Here is a 17,538-nt window from a genome sequence, read left to right as displayed (position 1 = left end):
TCAGTCCCACTTGGATGATCATGAAGCCATAAAACAGGATCAAGTGCATACATCCGCTTTTTTTGTCTTTAAACAATTTTCGCTGTCCGAACCCATTCACCAATACAGCATTAATTCGTTCTTTCAGATTCGGTTCATATGCTGCTCTCTTACCGAGCTTCACAAACAAATAGCGGCTGTATACGACATGGATAAACAGGTAAACGGCATAACCGGCGACAGCCATCAGGGCTAAAAAATTAAGTAACGATAACATGGGTGAACCTCCTTTACCTGTAAATTTATCCCTAAAAATATTCAGGTTAACTAAATAGCAACACGAATAACAGGTATTGGCGAAAAACTACGTTTTCCTGTTGATGTCAAAATAGATTCGAACCTTACTTCCCCATTCACTTCTACCTGCTCTCCGACACGGTAGCTGGATGGTTTGTAACTTAGGATTGGAATAATCCTAATCGTCTCACCATTTACGTCGATCTTCTCCTCTAATTCGATAAACAAAATATCGGTAACGTTTGGTTTTTCACGATCTACATAAGCTCTCTTCTTATATATGACCCCTTTAAATTTCATAGTCAGATCACTCCTAATGGATAACTAACCATCCTCTACCATAATTTCCATTGAAGCGAGTTTCATTTAAGGGTAATTTTTATATTTTTGAGTGGCTTCTTCAATCCAGGTTTATATTGATTGGAGTGGTCTAAAACATATCTTTGCCCGTTCCACTCAATCACAGTGGGAATACCATTTTTGGCTTTGATTACATTTGGTAAAACACGTTGTTCCTCTAGTTGATCTTTCATTATGATTACTCTCCTAACTTGGATGGACTTCTTGCTGTTTTATATGGGTATAGTATGAAGAGATTATAATCACAGAAGGCTATATAAGAGCCTCTGCGGGCAAGATATTTATTTGTTAGCGATTTCGAAATATGGGCGGTCTCTTCTCAATAAAAGCCTGAATTCCCTCTTTTGCATCTTCGGTTGTAAATAAGCTTCCGAATAGCTCCGCTTCCGACAAGTATCCCTTCTCCTGTCCAAACACGATCCCTTGATCCATAGCAGACAGAGCGGCTCCAATACTTACTGAACTTTTGGCACTGATTTTTTCTGCCATTTGTTTTACCGTTGCTTCGAGCTCGTCCAGCGGTACACTTTTTGAAACTAAACCAATCAGGCTTGCTTCCTTTCCATCGATCATATCGCCGGTTAGAACTAATTCGGTCGCTTTCCCTCGGTTCGTCAACCGAACTAACCGTTGTGTGCCTCCAAACCCTGGTATCAATCCTAAATTCAACTCAGGCAAACCCAATTTAGCCGTATCCGCTGCTATCCGTATATGGCATGCCATAGCCAACTCTAATCCTCCACCGAGACAAGCTCCATTAATCATCGCAATCACAGGCTTCTTCAATTGTTCAATCTTTTGAAAAACTTGTTGCCCCTTTCGAGCGAACTCTGTGCCTAAATTCTCTTGATCAATGAGGGTAAATTCCTTGATATTGGCCCCGGCAATAAACATTTTGCCTTCTCCCGTCAGCACAACCACCTTGATTTCAGAATCACATGCCACTGCGTTCATGACTTGTTCTAATTCTTGCAATGTTTGTTGATCTAACGCATTTGCCGGCGGATTTGTTATCGTGATGTAAGCGATTTGACTTTCAACCCTCATCTTTACTTTTTGAAGTTGCATATCGTTATTCCTTTCTAAATATGACTTTAATCGTGTCATTCATTCTCTTTATTCACCCGATATGAGCGACTACTCAGTCCGTTTCCGTTCAAATCATTCCTTCATAAATTTGTCTACCTTGCCATCTTAGAACAGGGACTATTCATAAACGTAGAATCCTTGTCCGGTTTTCTTTCCTAACCACCCAGCTTTCACATATTTTCGAAGCAACGGGCAAGGGCGGTACTTTGAATCACCTAATCCCTCATGTAATACTTCCATAATATATAAGCACGTGTCCAGACCTATAAAGTCAGCCAACGTTAGTGGTCCCATCGGATGATTCATACCCAGTTTCATCACTTCATCTACTGATTGCGGCGTCGCTACCCCTTCGTATACACAGTAAATGGCTTCGTTGATCATCGGAAGTAAAATTCGGTTAGAAACAAAACCCGGGAAATCATTTACTTCTACTGGCACTTTGCCCATCTTTTTCGATAAGTCTTCCACCATATAGTACGTCTCATCGGAAGTCGCTAACCCTCGAATGACCTCGATTAACTTCATGACAGGTACTGGATTCATAAAATGCATACCGATCACTTTTTCAGGTCGCTTGGTTACTCCAGCAATCTCTGTAATGGGTAGAGAAGACGTATTACTCGCCAAGATGGTATGATCGGGGCAAATCTCATCTAGTTTCTTGAATAGTTCCAACTTGATTTGCATATTCTCGATTACGGCTTCCACCACAAAATCTGCATCTTTCCCGTCGTTCAAGTCTGAAGAGGCAGTCAATCGAGCCAAGATATCAGCCATCTCTTTTGGCGTTTTTCTTCCTTTTTCCACATCACGAGAAAGGTTTTTTTGAATTCCTGCTAATCCTTTCTCTACTAACCCCGGTTTTATATCGTTCAAAATGACTTGTAAACCCGCTTGAGCAGCCACTTGTGCTATCCCGCTGCCCATTTGTCCAGCACCAATCACCATAAATGTTTGAATACTCATAAATTCCACTCTCCTATTAAACGTTTTATTTATGATCTTTACTACCTTTACTAGAAGCGCGTATCCTTTTGCAGATCCACTACAAATAGCAGCGTAGGAATTAACATATAAAGCTGGATATCTTTGGGGTATCAGGACATTTTCTCTTTTTGTCTCGTATTATTTTTTCATTGATCTTTTATGCAAAGAACGTGCCAAGTATTTTATTCCTTCACATACCTAATATTGAGCGGTATGCATTATTAATCTTTTAACATCTCTATTGAATTCGCAATAACGATATGGCAAAAACACTATATATTATTGCACAAGCGCCATAATCAAAGAGGTGTTGTTGGAAAGGGATAGAAGGTAATAAAACCAACATTAACCAACAATTATCCGAATCGGAGCTTTTTCTTCGAAAGTTAATTGATAGCTCTTCCTAATCCCCCCTCTTCAGTTATTCCCTCTCATAACCGATTCGACTTTAGCAAGGTGCTCTCTCATAACGTCCACGGCACTTTTAGAATCACGATTAGTGATATATTTAAGCATGTTGTTATGTTCCTCAAAGAGTTTTGACGCTGATTTGGATTCAGTATAAAGCCATAGCTTCCTGGAATCACGAATCGTCCGGGTCATGGAAGAAGAAATGCTTTCCATCATCATCTGTAGAAAGGGATTTTTTGTGGCCTTTGCAATGGCAAAATGAAAATTAATATCGTAGATTTGACTCAATTCCTCATTTCCAACACAGTCTCTCATTTGCTGGACAATTTTTTTTAATTCTGCTAGATCATCAGATGTACGTAGTTCAGATGCCAATTCGATACATCCAACCTCAATAATTTTTCTTACCTGAAGAAGCTGTGTTAATTCCATATTGTTGTTCAAGTCGATGTCACTTAAGCTTTGGAGTGTAGTATGCTTTACATAGATTCCTCCACCCTGTCTCGACTCTATTAACCTCATTGCTTTTAGGTGGCTCAAAGCTTCTCTAATCGTAGACCTGCTTACGTAATATTGTTTAGCAAGGTTTTCAATGGTATCCATTTTTTCTCCAGGTTTAATAAGTCCTGATTCAATGATGCGTTGTAGTTCTTCAGTAATGATTTCATAATTTTTTTTGCTTAGATTCATCATCTTCCTCCCACGATAAATTAGGTTTTTTCCCTCCTCTTTCTCGATTGAGATTTATCAACATGCCCCTCAACCTACCACCACTACGTTCTTACAAAAGCTTATCCAAAAGTCCACTACAAGTCTTCTTTACTAACTAATCGTTTTAAAGCATCAATCGCTTCCATTTCATCCGAGCCATGAGCCGTAATAAACATCTCAGTTCCAGGTTTAGCAGCTAAACTCATAATTCCTATAATACTTTTGGCGTTTAATTTTTTATTTCCATCCTCTATAAATATTTCCGAAGAAAAGCGGTTAGCTGCTTGTACAAATAAAGTTGCTGAACGTGACTGAAGACCCTTCTTTAATTTTATTTGAACTTTTTCTTGAGTCACTATAAAACCTCCTATCATGAAAAGTATTGAATAACATTGTCCACTAAAGTGCCATGATATGCCTATATTTCAATCATACTTTTCAAAAAAATGGGGCAGATAGAATGCCCCCAATAGTGGAGTTGTGGAGATAAAAAATTATTAGAGTATCAGATACCCCATGATCTTGCCATCCCAAAATAGGAAAGCAAGATAAAGCGGTATATGATAACTTTCCCCTTTATCGACCTTGTACCTACGAAAGCGAAAAAGAGCGTTCTAGGAATGAGCCGATAAGGGATATTGGATTCCCAAAATAAATTTGCAACAAATGAATAAACAAAATGAGATACAACAACTGAACGTTGCTTTATTCTCATATTCCTCGTTCTAAAGTGCCCTGGCTAATAAATCCATGATATGGATCGCCTCCATTTGATCCTGCATCCCTGCGCGGATGATACCTTGCTTCATTTGAAGCAAACAACCTGGATTGGATGTGACAATCAAATGGGCTTTTGTATTTTTTACATCGACCATCTTATCGTCTAGAATCTGCATGGACATATCATAATTGGTAATGTTGTAGATTCCAGCAGATCCACAGCAGCTGTCTGCATTGTGCAATTCAACGAATTCAACTCCAGGAATACTTCGAATCAGCTGACGTGGCTGATTTCGAATACCTTGTCCGTGGGCCAAATGGCAGGAATCTTGATAGGTGATTCGAACGTTCATCGATTTGGTAAACATAAGCGGAGGCAGCTCGGCGAGCAATTCATTGGCATCGCGCATTTTTGCCACAAAGGACATGGCCCGATTCATCCATTCCGGTTCATCATGAAACCAATGGTGGTACTCTTTTAAAGCAGCCCCGCAACCGCCGGCATTATTGACGACAAAATCCACGTTAGCCTTCTCAAACGCTTCAATATTTCGTTTAGCCAGATCCTTCGCGCCATTCATTTCACCGGAATGAGCATGCAAAGCCCCGCAGCAGGATTGATTTTCTACAAAGACCACTTCGCAACCTGCCTTGGTTAATAATCGAGCTGTTGCCTGATTAGTTTCATAGAACATGACATCCATAACGCATCCCGTGAAAAGTCCAACGGTAAACAGCCTTTCCTTTTCCGCTTTCATCTTAAGCTTTCGCTTCTTTCTTTCCATTGGTGAAGCCACTTTTTCCACCGCTTCCTGCATTTCTGCCATTGGACGAGGAAGAATCTTGATCAATCCAGTCTTGCTCGCCAAGGTCTGAAGACCCGCAGCTTGAGCGGCCCATAATACTGTACCCATCCTTTTCATCCGTTTCGGATGCGGGAATAAATGTTCAAATACGATTTTGCGAACCAAGGGTGGCTTGGCTTGACTCTTTTTATGTTCCTCTACCACTTCACGGGCGGTTTCGACAAGGCTTCCGTACGGGACACCGGCAGGGCAGGCCGTTTCACAGGCACGGCAACCTAAACACGCAAACATATTTTTCTCAAATTCAGCGTCCACGGATAGCTGCTCATTAGCCACTCCTTTCATCAAAGCAATACGACCGCGTGGACTATAGGATTCTAGTCCCGTTTGGCGAAAGGTCGGGCAGGCCGGTAAGCAAAAACCGCAATGCATGCAGTTCATGATTTCATCCATATCGAACTTTTGCAACAAACCCTCCCCGGTTTTGGTCAATTCCATCGATTCACAAGGTTTCATCTCAGGTGTTTTGACATTTGTACTCATTTTTTCACCACCAATCTACGACGTTCACTATTGGCAAAGATCTTGCCTGGATTCATGATATTGTTCGGGTCAAAAGCTTCTTTGATCCGTCGCATCAGTTCAATACCCCCTTCACCGACTTTCAAATGCAAATAATTCATCTTAGCCATACCAACTCCATGCTCTCCTGTAATCGTCCCGCCAAGGCGTATGGCAGCATGAAAGATTTCTTCAAAGGCTTGTTCCACGCGGTGGATCTCCTCTTTATCCCGTTCGTCCGTCATACAGGTAGGATGTAAGTTTCCATCCCCGGCGTGACCAAAGGTACAAATTTGGACTTGATATTTTTTAGCTACACGCTCCACCTCTTCGACGATCTCTGCCAGTCGCGAACGGGGAACGGTGGCATCTTCCATAATCGTGGTCGGTCTTAAGCGGGATAAGGCAGAGAGAGCCGCACGCCTGGCAGCCAGTAACTTGGCACCATCCTCCATCGTTTTTGACACTTGAACCATGGCGGCTCCTTCTTGCTTGGCAATTACCGCAATTCTTTCAATATCACGAACAACCAATTCCTCGGGTCCATCCTGTTCAATTAAGAGCATCGATTTCATCTCCAATGGCAAGCCTAGCTTGGCAAAGTCATCCACGACCTTCATGGTCCCTTGATCCATAAATTCCATCGTGGCCGGAATGATCTTAGACGCAATGACCTTTTCTACCGTCCTTGCGGCATCCACCAGATTCGTGTAATAAGCAACCAAGGTACGTTTGGTTTCGGGAAGAGGAATAAGTTTTAAGGTGATCTCCGTAATGACAGCGAGCGTTCCTTCGGAACCGACTAAAAGTCTCGTCATGTCGTATCCTGCTACATCTTTTACGTTTTTTCCGCCTGAGCGCAGGATCTCTCCTGAAGGCAGCACATATTCCAGACCCATAATATAATCTTTCGTTACTCCGTATTTAAGCCCACGCATGCCTCCCGCACATTGGGCCATATTTCCGCCTACCGTAGAGATTCGCATGCTTCCTGGATCTGGCGGATAAAATAACCCGACTGCTTCTACTGCCTTATGAAGATCTGCCGTAACCACGCCAGGACCTATTGTAGCCGTTAAGTTTTTTTGATCAATTTCAATAATTTTATTGAATCGAGTCATATTCAACACAATTCCGCCCTGAACAGGAATCGTGCTTGCAGCTAAGTTCGTGCCGGATCCCCGAGGTACAATGGGAATATGATGTTCATTTGCAATTTTTAACACAGCTGAAACTTCTTCGGTGGTACCGGGCAGCACAACCGCATCAGGCATCGAATGGAAAATCGGGGTAGCATCATAGGAATGCGCATACAAATCATTAGGACTATCTAGATACCATTTTTCACCTACGATTGATTGAAGCTGTTTTTTTATTTCGGGACTAATTTTACTGTTTCTTTTACTTTCAATGGTTTGCATAAGCCCTCCTATTAGTCATGTTATTAGGTCATCAGACTAATTTTGATATAAATAAGACTAAATACATAAATCACCTTAGCAAATGACAACAAATGAAACTCGAACTTCTGCTTAGCAAGCTATCATTTTCGTGGTCATGGCCGGGATTCATGATTACATGGCTTGAATATCCAATAAAACTCTTTGCAGATTTACAATTTTTTCATCTAACTCTTGACTGAATTTTATTACCTCTGGATCCTGTATACCTTTTTTCTTAGCCAAATGGGACATAGACTTGCGATCTTCTTCTATAGATCTTTTTAAAGAAAGTAAGTCTTTCAAAAGCATTATCATCATTTCCTTTTCAAATGTAATCGAAAATTAATTCACCTCTTAACTAACATATTTACAATGCAAATCTCGTGCCAATTAAACATTTTTATATACTTCTTATAAAATCGCCTATTTGTTTTACTTAAAATTTGATTTGTGTGTCTATCATTCAACAAACTAGCAAAAACGCAATAAAACAATGCGTTTTTGCTAATGCATTACTGCGAATAAGCGATTCAAATCCATCTTCAGATTTATATAATAGTAGGCCGTGTCTAATCTTTATTACTTATTAAGAACAAAGGGAATTTTATAAATCACATCAACAGTAAAAAAGTTATTGTTTTGGAACAGTCAGTGTTTATATAGTGAATAATTTTTGGAGAGTTTGGAGATTATCAAGGGGACTTAATGGAAAAGATGAGTTTGAAACAAAGTCTAACAAAAGCTGGGATCTAAAGCTTTAACTTTCGCATGATCTTGAATCTTTTATAAGGAAGAGAAACGCATGTTTAAATATCCTCGGTTTCGAAAACACAAACAAAGGAACAAAGTTCAAGAAAAAGAAAATCAACCGACTTTACTGTCTTCAAACTTGGATCAAAATATTCAACTTCTCCGTTCGATTTACGAAAATTGTTCCGATGTCGTGTTCCGATCATTTTTCATCGGCGGTATAAGAAAGGCTTACCTTATTTATATTGAAGGGCTATGCAACACGGAGGAAATGAACGCTAGCGTGATGACTCCTTTGATGGACGAAAGTGCTGGGAATCATGCCTTTCATGAGTTGCTGGAAAAGAAAATAACGGTTACCAAAGTCGAAGAGGTCAATACAGTTTCTGATTGCATTAAGTATCTTTCTATGGGAAGTCCAGTTTTATTGGTAGAGAATGAAAGCGAAGGCTTCACATTCGGGCTCGCCAAATGGGAAAAACGATCTGTGGAAGAGCCAACTGCCGAATCAGTCATCCGTGGACCCCGTGAGGGATTTACGGAATCTTTAGGTGTGAATACATCACTCTTGAGGAGAAGGATCCGTAGCCCCCAATTAAAAATAAAACCGATAAGTATCGGCCGGTATACTCAAACGGAGATTATCTTAGCCTTTATGGACGGAATCGCTGATCCAACACTGATTGAAGAAATAACCAAACGTCTGGAACGAATTGATATGGATGGGGTTTTAGAGAGCGCTTATATCGAGGAAATGATCGAAGACAATCCCTTTTCCCCTTTTCCTCAGATTTTGAGTACGGAACGTCCCGATGTCGCCGTTTCCAGTTTGTTAGAAGGACGAGTAGTGATTTTGGTGGATGGAACTCCCTTTTCCTTGATTGCTCCCACTACGCTCTATTCTTTATTTCAATCGAGCGAAGATTATTATCAGCGGTTCTTGATTAGCACGGCGATTCGCTGGCTTCGTTATGTGTTCGTGTTGATCTCCCTACTTCTTCCGTCGCTCTACGTTGCTGTATCGACTTTTCATCATGAAATGGTACCTACAACCCTCCTACTGAGCATGGCTTCTTCCCGGGAACAAGTTCCTTTTCCGGCGTTGATCGAGGCCCTAATCATGGAGATTACATTTGAAGCACTGCGGGAGGCAGGAATCCGGCTTCCCAAACAGGTGGGAGCGGCGGTAAGCATTGTAGGGGCTCTTGTCATTGGTCAAGCGGCGGTTCAAGCAGGGATCGTTTCCGCCCCAATGGTGATGGTAGTGGCCATTACGGGAATCGCATCTTTCACCCTCCCTCGCTATACGGCGGGAATTGCCCTGCGGATGCTGCGCTTCCCTATGATCATTCTGGCGGGTTCGTTAGGATTAATGGGTGTTATGCTGGGGATCATTTTTATCTTGATCCACTTATGTACCTTGCGATCGTTTGGCGTTCCTTATTTGAGTCCAATGGCTCCAATGAAGTTCCGAGACATGAAAGATACTTTAATACGGGCTCCCTGGTGGATGCTGAAGACTCGTCCACATTTAACGGGCGATTATAACAAGTACCGTCAGGCTCCCCATCAGAAACCGCATCCGACACAGGGGGACGATTAATCCATAGGGAAGAAGGAGGTGAAGTCGGAGGAATGAAAAAATGGCTTATGGTTCTCGTACTTTTGCTAAATCCTTTGCTGCTTGCCGGCTGTTGGGATCGCACAGAAATCAATGATGTAGCGTTAATCACAGGAATCGGAATTGACCAAAAAGATGAAAAGACGATTGAGCTCACGGCAGAGATGCATATTCCCAAGGCAGTGGGTGGAGGAGGCGGAGGAGGCAATGGCGGCAGCGGTGGCGGACCCCAAACGTTTATCAGGAGCGGAGAAGGAAATACGATAGCCGATGCCATTTCGAACTTGCAGTTAAAAACCCCACGCGAGATTTTCTGGGGTCAGACAAAAGTCATGGTAATTGGAGAGAAGTTAGCAAAAGAAGGAATCCGCGGGCTTCTGGATTTTTTGACACGCCACCCCGAGCCACGATTGCGAACCTATGTGTTTGTCGCTAAGGGAAAAGCCAAGGATGTCATGGAATTACAGCCTCCTTTGGAACGCAGTGCATCCGAGGTGTTGCGAGAGTTAGCGGTGTCGGAAGTGTTATTGGACGTCACCTTAAAGGACTTATTGCAGATGTTACACGGAGACGCTCAGGCGGCAGCCCTTCCGATGGTCAGAATTCTTCCTCCTCAGGAAGGAATGGATCCGCTGCAGACCATTGCCTATATCAACCAAACGGCCATTTTTAAGAAAGATAAAATGGTCGGACAGATCAGCGATACTTTAACCCGTGGCGTGCTGTGGTTTAGAGATGAAATTAAGCAAGCGAATGTCAGCCTCAAGCCGCAAGAGGGAAAGGGATATGTGTCCGCTACTCTGCTTCGTGCAAACAGTGAGCTGATTCCCAAGATCGAAGACGGAAAATGGAAGATGACCTTAAAAGGTGTGACGGAAGATGATCTGATCGTGAACGAAAGCAATTTAAACGTGATGGATCCGAAAGTGACTCAAATGCTCCAAAAAGATTTGGAAAAGGACATTGAACTTCGCCTCACGCAAACGCTGGAAAAAGTACAGAAAGAGCTAAAGATTGATATATTAGGTTTTGCTGAAGAATTCCGCCGAAAATATCCAAAAGAGTGGAAAAAGGTCAAAAAGGATTGGGACGAGATCTTTCCTTCGGTGGAAGTGACATATGATATCAAGGCTTACATTAGAAGGCCAGGCCTTGCGACTAATCCGCAAGGGTTACCGGAAGATGAGGTGAAGAAAGAGTGAAATGGGGGGCTGTATTTGGGCTTTCGGTCCTTGTCGCTTGTATGGTTCTGTTTGAATGGCCAAAAATGAATTCAAACCAGAAAAAGGAAAAGGCAACTTTTATAGGATTAACGGCCATGGGGTGGCTGCTTGGGGTGCTCTTGGTGTTCTTCCCTGATTTGCCCAGCCCGACCGATCTGTTCGACACGATATTCAAGCCGTTTGGGAAGCTGCTTGAAAAATGAAAGGATGAAAGTAGGAAGGGGGGATCTCCTTGATCGAGAAAGGTAAAATTTCCGCCTTACAGATGTCGCTTCTGATGTATGCCAACCTCGTAGGCACGGGCATTTTAACTGCTCCGGGCATCACTTTTCTATATGCCAAACAGGACTTGTGGCTTTCACCGATTTGGGGCTCCCTGTCCGGCTTTTTGGTGGTATTCATTGTATATCAATTGAACAAGCTTTACCCCGGGGAGACACTGATTCAATACAGTCAGCATATTCTTGGTAGGATTCTTGGAAAAGTGGTCGGTTTTGTTTATTTGTTTTTTTACCTCACTAATGCCGGGGGTCTTCTTAGGGAGTATGGAGACTTCATCGTGGGGGCGTTCCTACAGAAGACTCCCCTTCTGATGGTGATGGGATGTTTGGCTATTGCCTCCGCTTTTGCGGTGCGGGCAGGACTGGAAGTGCTGGCTCGACTTTCGAACATGTTTGTCCCGATTCTTTTCCTTCTCTGGTTGGTCATTGTTCTTCTGCTCCTTCCCGAATTGGAAGTGAAATATATGTTTCCCATCCTGGAGGACGGGATCATGCCTTCGCTTAGGGGATCGGTTGCCCCATTGGCTTGGAATACCTTATTCTTTTTTATGTCCTCCTTGCTGCCTTTTCTGAAGGAGCGGGAAGAGGGCAGGAAATGGGGGATGTTCACCGTACTCGTTGTGATGGCGACTCTCGTCATTACTAATTTGGCCACTATTTTGCTATTCGGCGGAATAACGGGTAGTTTCCTCTATCCGGTGATGAGCGCTGCCCGATACATTAGTTACGCAGATTTTTTTGAAAATCTCGAGGCGGTTATCATGGCGATTTGGATTGGCGGATCGTTCATCCAATTGGGGTTATACTATTACATACTTGTCCTAGATACCTCCCAATGGCTGAAACTCTCGGATTACAAGCCGCTCGCCTTACCCTTTGGCTTATTAATAACCTTATTTGGGATCTGGGCAACCCCCAACCTGCCGGAATTCTCCCAGAGCGTCTCAGTGACCTTTCCCTTTGTAGCAGGAACTTTCTTTTTAGTTATACCTGCTGCATTGCTTCTGATTGCTATACTCCGAAACAGAAATCAGCGGAAGGTATGTAAATCATAAATGAAAGCACAAAGGTGGATCGAAGCCCTTATCATCGATAGGTCCCCGCAGTGATGCATATTCCCAAAGTACTGGGAAAAGGAGTCGGAAGTGGCGGTGGTGCTCTTAGTGTTCTACCCTAAGTTACCCGGTCCGACCGATCTGTTTGACACGATATTCAAGCCGTTTGGGAAGATGCTTGAAAAATAGAAGGAAAGGAGGGATCTCCATGATCGAAAAGGGGCGAATTTCAGCCCTGCAAATGGCGCTTTTGATATATGCCAACCCAGTATCTACAGCCATGCTTACATTACCTGGCCTCTCTTTTAAATATGCCGAACATGACATGTGGCTTGCACCAATTTGGGCTTCACTTCCCGGTTTTCTTGTAGTATATATTATTTGGCAATTAAACAGACTTTATCCTAATCAGACACTAATCCAGTATACACCACATATCCTCGGGAAAATTGCAGGAAAAGCAGTCGGTTTTGTCTATTTGTTTTTCTTCCTTTATAATTGCGGAGCCTCACTCAGAATGTATGGAGAATTCCTCATTGGGGTGTTTCTGAACCGCACTCCCCTTGTTCTCGTGATGGGAATCTTGACCCTGGCCACTACTTTCGCAGTACGAGCCGGTCTGGAAGTACTAGCCAGACTTTCGGATATGTTTGTCCCTATTATTTTTCTTCTTTGGCTGATTATTGTTTTATTGCTTATTCCTGAATTGGAAGTGAAAAATATGCTTCCCATAATGGAGAATGGAATAACACCTTCTTTAAAAGCGGCAATTATCGTTGCACCCTTCTTTGAACTCTACTTTTACATATTCACTTTGCTTCCATATTTGAGTGACCGGAAACAAGGCTTGAAATGGGGAATGATCTCGGTAGTCGCTGTGATGGTAACTCTAGTAATGACTAACTTAGCGGCACTTTTACTATTTGGCGGAATAACGGGCAGTTTTATATTTCCGATTATGACCGTTGCCCGGTACATTAGTTACGCAGATTTTTTTGAAAATCTGGAGGCTGTGGTTATGGCGATTTGGATTGGCGGAACGTTCATCAAATTAGGGTTATTCCAATACACAGTTGTCCTGAATACCGCCCAATGGCTGAATCTGTCCGATTATAAGCCGCTTACCCTGCCCTTTGGCTTATTAATGACCCTGTTTGGGATCTGGGTATTCCCCAACCTGTCGGAACAGGCCTATGCCTCAAACCTGATTTACCCAATTCTACATCCTATAATGCTTGTAATTATACCGACCGCCTTGCTGTTGTTCGCTTTACTCAGGAAAAGATATCAAAAGCTTAAAACAGAATAATGGCATGACCCTACAAGAATTTCATAAAAGTTACTCCCAAGATAAAAGGAATGTTGTTAGTCCGGTATGGGCGTTGTCTCTATGATTTCTATGAGATGCCATCTCACGAGCAAGTTCTCGAATAGTATTCTCAGGTACCTCAGGTATATTTTCCGCCCGTTTAGGAGTTTTTGGGGTACCATCACTTTTGGCTTTAAAAGCCCCCAGTGTGACATATGGAATATATCGGTTCATATTGTTTCGCTCTCGTAGATCGCAATAATACAATAGCATAATCACTGCGTTATTGCGCAAACGCCATAGCTCAATGAGGCGATTTGATTGGAAAGGCTGGAAGGTTCAATACATTTCATCTTGAATAATTAGGTGCTTTAGATATTCGATTGCTTCCATTTCATCAAATCCATGAGCCGAAATAATTATAGTGTCTCCAAATTTAGCGGCTAAGCTCATGACTCCAATAATGCTTTTGGCATTTAATTTTTTATTTCCTTTTTCTATAACTATAAATATTTCAGAAGAAAAACGGTTGGCTTCTTGTACAAAAAAAGCTGCTTGACGTGACTGAAGACCATTCTTTAATTTGATTTGAATTTTTTCTTGAGCCACTATTAAGCCTCCTCTAAGAAAATTAATTAACCTCTCAATTACACATTAAAAGCAAATCCCGTGCCAATCAAATAAATAGATGCACTTCATCGAATCACCTGTTTGTTTTAATTAAAAATTCCAATCAGAACCAAAAGGTGGGTAAATAACAAATCCCCACTCTTATTGAGAGGGGATTAGAATAAATATCAATATTCATGTTAATTAGTCATTATGCCATCCCGTTAACATCCATTTCTGTACCACTAATATACTACGTTCATCAGATGCAATCGCATGCGGAGATGTATCATTTCATGGACTCAATCCTCGATTTGGACTAAGGTAAGATTTAGGTACACTCTTCCGTACGTTTCCATATTAAAATAGGTTAGCGAAAATGCCGGAATGATTTATTTTGGATAGATTCTTAAGGCTTAGGATAATCGCGCCAGAGCCAACGCATCGTATTCGGAAAAATCGAGGCGCCGTGCTTGAGCGTATGACCGCCGACGCCAAAGACGAATTGGTGATCGTATCCCCTGTAGCTCAGTGCCGAGGCCAGATCCTGATTTGCGATAATAAGGTTTCCCAGAATGATGTCGAGATCTTTCGACCCCGTCTGAAGGAATACCCGAATCGGCTTGGCTTCCGTTCTTCGAATCAGGGAGGGATAGTTATGTCCTCCACGAAGGTTAATGAAACTTCCACAGTGGCTGACCACTTTCCGAAATACATCAGGTCGTTCCCAAGCCGCGGTGAAGGAACAGATGCCTCCGGAGCTAAACCCGCAAATCCCCCTTCCCTCCGGGTCCTGGGTAATCGCATATTCTTTTTCGACTTCCGGGATCAACTCCTCGATCAAAAACCGTGCGTACCTATCACCGAGGGAGTCATACTCAATACTTCGGTTGTCCGTACCGCCGTAGATCGGATAGCCAGGCCCCTTATCTCCAGCGTTCACGAATAGTCCGATTGTGACCGGCATCTCCCCTTTATGAATCAGATTATCGAATACCGCCGGTACGTTCACTTCCGGGCTGAGATACTCTTTGCTGTCCTGGAAAACCATGAGACAAGCCGGTCGACTGGCGTCATACTGCTTCGGCACATACAGCCAATAGTCCCTGGCAGTTTGCGGATAGATACTGCTGCTGTTCCAGTGATATTTTGTGATGTCTCCTTGCGGAACGCCGCTCTGTACCATAGACTCAGGACCGAGTTCGTAAGACTCATCCCCTGAACAACTCATGACATACATCACTTTATCCTGCTCTGACATCCCCACTGAATTGGTGAAGAATTTTTGCAGTGGGTGCTCCTCAGACAAGCAATACATTTTTGATTTCGAATCTGGCATATTTCCTACCTCCTACCAAAATTAGTTACCTAAAAGAAGTCTAGAATTACCTATGTGTTTCTTCCTATTCCTTTACTCCGCCAAGCATAATGCCTTTAGCGAAATATCGCTGTAGGAATGGATAAGCGAACATAATTGGAAGGATAGTAATGAAAACAATGGGTGCCTTAAACATTTGCGGTTTATAAAATTGTTGTTGATCAGTCAACGTGTTGGCGTCAATGCCGGGCTGCATCAGCAAATTATGCAAGTAAGTAGCCAAAGGAGCATTTTCGCTGTTCATGTAGATGGCTCCGTCAAACCAGGAATTCCAGTCAGTTACCAACGTGAAAAGCGCAACAGTTGCGATAACCGGCATCGACAAGGGTAAATAAATCCGGGTGAATATATCAAAATGACTGGCTCCGTCTATCATAGCAGCTTCTTCCAGTTCTTTCGGCAGCCCCTTAAAAAAATTCAGCAGAAGGATCATATTAAATACATTCACTGCCCCTGGCAGAACCAGTGCCCAGATCGTATCTAGCAAACCTAGGCTCTTTACAAGAAGATAAGTAGGAATCAATCCTCCGTTAAACAATAATGCAATAACAAAGAACGAAATATACCACTTATGGCCTCTTAACACATCCTGCCCTTTAGAAAGGGCATAGGCCGCAGCTGCCGTAACGCTCAAACCTATCACTCCACCTAGTATGACTCTTTTAATAGTCACAAGAAAACTGTTAGGCAGTGCCTCTAATCGGAAAGCTTGTATATAACCCTGTAATTGGAAACCTACCGGCCACAGCCCCACTTGATTGGCCTGTACCGCTTGAAACAAACTAAAGGATTGGGCTAAATAGTGGACGATAGGCAAAACGCAGGATATAGCAATGATGACCAATAATAAATAATTAAAAGTTTCAAATCCTCTATATAAAATAGATTTGCGCCCCACGGTGAGTCCCCCTAGAAAATTCGATAGTTTGCGTATTTATGAGCGAGCTTGTAGCAAGATACAACCAAAATGACAGAAACGACGGATTTGAAAAAGCCAACAGCTGTAGCGAAACTGAAATTCCCCCCGAGAAGGCCTATCCGATACACATACGTGTCAATAATGTCCCCTTTGTCATAAACCATCGGATTGTATAAGTTTAAAATCTGGTCGAACCCTGCACTGAGAATGTAGCCCATTAACAGTGTAAGCAGAACGATAGTGACTGGAATCAAGGAAGGCAACGTAATATATAAGGTTTGTTGCCATCGATTTGCCCCATCGATTTCAGCCGCTTCATACAAAGCAGGATTAATACCGGTTAATGCAGCCAAATAAATAATTGAAAAATATCCAAATTCCTTCCAAACATCTGTGAAAATGGCCGTAAATCGAAAAAGATCGCCATTTCCGAGAAAAAAGAGCGGTTCCATCCCGAACCAGGTCTGTATTAAACGATTAATATATCCTCCGTCTAATGCCAGCACATCTGTATAAATCCCTCCTAACACAACCCACGACAGAAAGTGTGGGAAGAAGACTACGGTTTGAATCCACTTTTTAACCGACATTCTCCTCACTTCGTTCAAGAGAAGAGAAAAAACCAAAGCCATCAAAACGACCAGGAAAATTTTCGAGACTTGAATGATTAATGTATTCCAAATGACCTGCCTGCTCTCCTCAAGGGAGAATAACAACTTAAATTGGTCGAGTCCGACCCATGGGGATTGCATGATTCCCAAATAAGGTTTATAATCCTGAAACGCCATGACCAGCCCCAGCATAGGAACATAAATAAAAATCAAAGTCAAAACGACAGCCGGAACTATCAACAGATGGAGTTGCCACTGGTTGCTGCTAAATGCTTTTTTTCTTTTAACTATTTTGTAAGACTCAGTCTCTCCCACTTTTCCCTGTGGGGAGGATTTTTCAACAATCACTGTCTCTTCCATTGTGTTTCACCTCAAATTCATATAGATTCAGTCCTACATCACACTTCTAGTAAAAG

The 17,538-nt window shown here is 42.4% G+C and carries 18 protein-coding genes and 1 pseudogene; 5 read left to right on the top strand and 14 right to left on the bottom strand.

The window, feature by feature from the left end:
* The 10 genes and pseudogenes from ABLT31_RS32595 to ABLT31_RS32550 all read right to left on the bottom strand — a co-directional run.
* Positions 1 to 256, bottom strand: a pseudogene (locus ABLT31_RS32595) (hypothetical protein); the annotation flags it as partial.
* 50 nt (positions 257 to 306) lie between these two features.
* Positions 307 to 576 carry a hypothetical protein gene (locus ABLT31_RS32590; RefSeq protein ID WP_367759587.1) on the bottom strand — a complete coding sequence of 90 codons (270 nt, stop codon included), beginning with the start codon at positions 574 to 576 and terminating at the stop codon, positions 307 to 309.
* Positions 577 to 638: 62 nt separating this feature from the next.
* The gene (locus ABLT31_RS32585) at positions 639 to 809 is read right to left on the bottom strand and encodes a hypothetical protein (RefSeq protein ID WP_367759585.1); all 171 of its coding nucleotides are present in this window, start codon (positions 807 to 809) and stop codon (positions 639 to 641) included.
* Between the two features lie 115 nt (positions 810 to 924).
* Complete coding sequence (locus ABLT31_RS32580) at positions 925 to 1,683, bottom strand: enoyl-CoA hydratase (RefSeq protein WP_367759584.1); 759 nt, start codon at positions 1,681 to 1,683, stop codon at positions 925 to 927.
* Between the two features lie 159 nt (positions 1,684 to 1,842).
* Positions 1,843 to 2,694, bottom strand: a complete 852-nt coding sequence (locus ABLT31_RS32575; protein ID WP_367759582.1) for a 3-hydroxybutyryl-CoA dehydrogenase — start codon at positions 2,692 to 2,694, stop codon at positions 1,843 to 1,845.
* A 438-nt stretch (positions 2,695 to 3,132) separates the two neighbouring features.
* Positions 3,133 to 3,816 carry a FadR/GntR family transcriptional regulator gene (locus tag ABLT31_RS32570; protein WP_367759580.1) on the bottom strand — a complete coding sequence of 228 codons (684 nt, stop codon included), beginning with the start codon at positions 3,814 to 3,816 and terminating at the stop codon, positions 3,133 to 3,135.
* 116 nt (positions 3,817 to 3,932) lie between these two features.
* A complete protein-coding gene (locus ABLT31_RS32565) occupies positions 3,933 to 4,193 on the bottom strand; it encodes an HPr family phosphocarrier protein (RefSeq protein WP_367759579.1) in 261 nt (86 codons plus the stop codon).
* Positions 4,194 to 4,562: 369 nt separating this feature from the next.
* On the bottom strand, positions 4,563 to 5,861 hold the full coding sequence (locus ABLT31_RS32560; RefSeq protein WP_367759589.1) for a (Fe-S)-binding protein: 1,299 nt from the start codon (positions 5,859 to 5,861) through the stop codon (positions 4,563 to 4,565).
* 41 nt (positions 5,862 to 5,902) lie between these two features.
* Positions 5,903 to 7,345 (bottom strand): FAD-binding oxidoreductase, encoded by a 1,443-nt coding sequence (locus ABLT31_RS32555; protein WP_367759577.1) that lies wholly within the window; start codon positions 7,343 to 7,345, stop codon positions 5,903 to 5,905.
* Between the two features lie 153 nt (positions 7,346 to 7,498).
* Positions 7,499 to 7,669 (bottom strand): aspartyl-phosphate phosphatase Spo0E family protein, encoded by a 171-nt coding sequence (locus ABLT31_RS32550; RefSeq protein ID WP_367759575.1) that lies wholly within the window; start codon positions 7,667 to 7,669, stop codon positions 7,499 to 7,501.
* Between the two features lie 499 nt (positions 7,670 to 8,168).
* On the opposite strand from ABLT31_RS32550, the gene ABLT31_RS32545 reads away from it, so the two are divergent.
* The 5 genes from ABLT31_RS32545 (at position 8,169) to ABLT31_RS32525 (ending at position 13,605) form a co-directional block, all read left to right on the top strand.
* On the top strand, positions 8,169 to 9,719 hold the full coding sequence (locus ABLT31_RS32545) for a spore germination protein (protein ID WP_367759573.1): 1,551 nt from the start codon (positions 8,169 to 8,171) through the stop codon (positions 9,717 to 9,719).
* 32 nt (positions 9,720 to 9,751) lie between these two features.
* On the top strand, positions 9,752 to 10,939 hold the full coding sequence (locus tag ABLT31_RS32540; RefSeq protein ID WP_367759571.1) for a Ger(x)C family spore germination protein: 1,188 nt from the start codon (positions 9,752 to 9,754) through the stop codon (positions 10,937 to 10,939).
* Positions 10,936 to 11,163 carry a hypothetical protein gene (locus ABLT31_RS32535; RefSeq protein WP_367759569.1) on the top strand — a complete coding sequence of 76 codons (228 nt, stop codon included), beginning with the start codon at positions 10,936 to 10,938 and terminating at the stop codon, positions 11,161 to 11,163. Before ABLT31_RS32540 ends, ABLT31_RS32535 begins: the two co-directional genes overlap by 4 nt.
* A 29-nt stretch (positions 11,164 to 11,192) precedes the next feature.
* The gene (locus ABLT31_RS32530) at positions 11,193 to 12,296 is read left to right on the top strand and encodes a GerAB/ArcD/ProY family transporter (RefSeq protein WP_367759567.1); all 1,104 of its coding nucleotides are present in this window, start codon (positions 11,193 to 11,195) and stop codon (positions 12,294 to 12,296) included.
* 208 nt (positions 12,297 to 12,504) lie between these two features.
* Positions 12,505 to 13,605, top strand: coding sequence for a GerAB/ArcD/ProY family transporter (locus ABLT31_RS32525; RefSeq protein ID WP_367759565.1), 1,101 nt, complete (start codon positions 12,505 to 12,507; stop codon positions 13,603 to 13,605).
* A 339-nt stretch (positions 13,606 to 13,944) separates the two neighbouring features.
* Here ABLT31_RS32525 and ABLT31_RS32520 read toward each other — a convergent pair whose 3' ends face one another.
* The 4 genes from ABLT31_RS32520 to ABLT31_RS32505 form a co-directional block, all read right to left on the bottom strand.
* Positions 13,945 to 14,214, bottom strand: coding sequence for an HPr family phosphocarrier protein (locus tag ABLT31_RS32520; protein ID WP_367759563.1), 270 nt, complete (start codon positions 14,212 to 14,214; stop codon positions 13,945 to 13,947).
* 409 nt (positions 14,215 to 14,623) lie between these two features.
* Complete coding sequence (locus ABLT31_RS32515) at positions 14,624 to 15,553, bottom strand: alpha/beta hydrolase (RefSeq protein WP_367759561.1); 930 nt, start codon at positions 15,551 to 15,553, stop codon at positions 14,624 to 14,626.
* 64 nt (positions 15,554 to 15,617) lie between these two features.
* Positions 15,618 to 16,490 (bottom strand): carbohydrate ABC transporter permease, encoded by an 873-nt coding sequence (locus tag ABLT31_RS32510; protein WP_367759559.1) that lies wholly within the window; start codon positions 16,488 to 16,490, stop codon positions 15,618 to 15,620.
* Between the two features lie 11 nt (positions 16,491 to 16,501).
* Positions 16,502 to 17,482, bottom strand: a complete 981-nt coding sequence (locus ABLT31_RS32505; RefSeq protein ID WP_367759557.1) for an ABC transporter permease — start codon at positions 17,480 to 17,482, stop codon at positions 16,502 to 16,504.
* Positions 17,483 to 17,538: the final 56 nt, after the last annotated feature.

The organism is Ammoniphilus soli (assembly GCF_040813775.1).
Note: the sequence above shows the minus strand (reverse complement) of the source record. Positions and strands in the feature narration are given on the sequence as shown.